This window comes from Williamsoniiplasma lucivorax ATCC 49196 (assembly GCF_000518285.1).
Lineage (GTDB): Bacteria > Bacillota_I > Bacilli_A > Mycoplasmatales > Mycoplasmataceae > Williamsoniiplasma > Williamsoniiplasma lucivorax.
Genome location: NZ_JADH01000030.1, coordinates 1 through 1,441, shown reverse-complemented (window position 1 = coordinate 1,441; position 1,441 = coordinate 1). Strand labels below are relative to the sequence as shown.

The 1,441-nt window shown below is 33.9% G+C and carries 1 protein-coding gene; it reads right to left on the bottom strand.

What is annotated here, in order from left to right:
* Positions 1-1,441, bottom strand: a 1,441-nt coding sequence (locus P695_RS06220; protein ID WP_028127084.1) for a PTS sugar transporter subunit IIC, incomplete at both ends; no start/stop codon positions are given.

Below are 1,441 nucleotides of genomic sequence, written 5' to 3'. Positions count from 1 at the left end.
CTTGACTTTCTAAAACACTAATTTTGCTTTGTAAAGTTTGGATTTTTGCCATGTTTTTTTCAAAAAGTTTAATTTTGTTAGTTACTTCTTTGTTGCCATAGAAAGTCTTTAACGCATCAGCTTCTTGTTGTAAACTAGCGTCCATAGCCACGTTTTTGTTGTTTAAGAAATGGTTCAATGATTTTGTTGCTTGATAAAGACCAAATTTTTCACCAGTTCTTTCTTTTGCAAAAAACATAACTAATAATATTGGGACAGCAATACATACAGCATATGCAACTAATGTTGCTATTAATGATTTAGTATCACCATTCGGACCATTGGCATTTAATACAGAGAAAAGTCCTCCCATACCTACTTTTATTCCAGCATAATATTTAGCACCCATTAATCCAGCAACTAAACCACCAGTAGCTGCTCCAACACAACCATATAAGAATGGTTTAACTTTTGGTAAGTTAACCCCAAAAATAAGTGGTTCTGTAATGCCGAAGAGTCCTGCAGGAATACCTCCATATAATGTTTGCTTTATAGTCGCATTTTTAGCAATGAATAAGAATCCAATTGAAGCACCAACTTGGCCGAAAACCCCAATTGAAACACCACCTAATAAATTAATTGTTTTTAATCCTAGAATATATGGTTCAGGATTAGTTAACATTGGAATTTGCAAAATAGTTACCAATGCTCCATGTGCTCCCGTAATAACCAAAGGTTGTCATAAGAATGCAAAGAGTGCAGTTCCAATTCCATAAGGAATTTTGTCAACTCATGAAAAAATGTATCCCAAGATGGCTTCAAGAACTGAAATGATTGGACCCACTACAAAGAAAGCTAAAACAGAAGCAACGAAGATAGTGAATGTAGACACTGTTAACATTAAACTTCAATTTGGAAATCTCTTTTTAGCAAATTTTTCTACTTGAACAGCTATATATGCAATGATTGTTGCAGTAATCATGGAACCAGGTGATGGCCCAATTTTCATCCATACAAAATCAAAACCATCAATTTTTGATGTGATTAGCGGTAGACTTCAAGGTGTTGCTGTCATTACACCCATTGAGTTTTGAGATAAATTACCTTTAAATAAAATTGGTGCTGTTAAAATTAAACCCATAACAATTCCAAGCAAAGGATTACCACCAAAAAATTTAACCCCATTATATGTGAAAAATATTCCCATAAATAATGTCGCTCCACCAGCAATTAAATAAACTAATTGGGTTGCTAAGGTGTAAGAACCAAACGCAGCACTTGGAGCAACATTTTGAATTGCTCCAGCTTGTTGTAAAACAGCTTGAGCTGCATTGATTAATCCAACTCCAATCAGAATTGGAATAGCTGGCATAATAATTCCTTTAATTAAATTTAAAAGTTGTTTGCCAAAACTTTGCTTTTGCGCATTAGGGTTTTTTAATTCGAAATCTTGAGCTTGTTG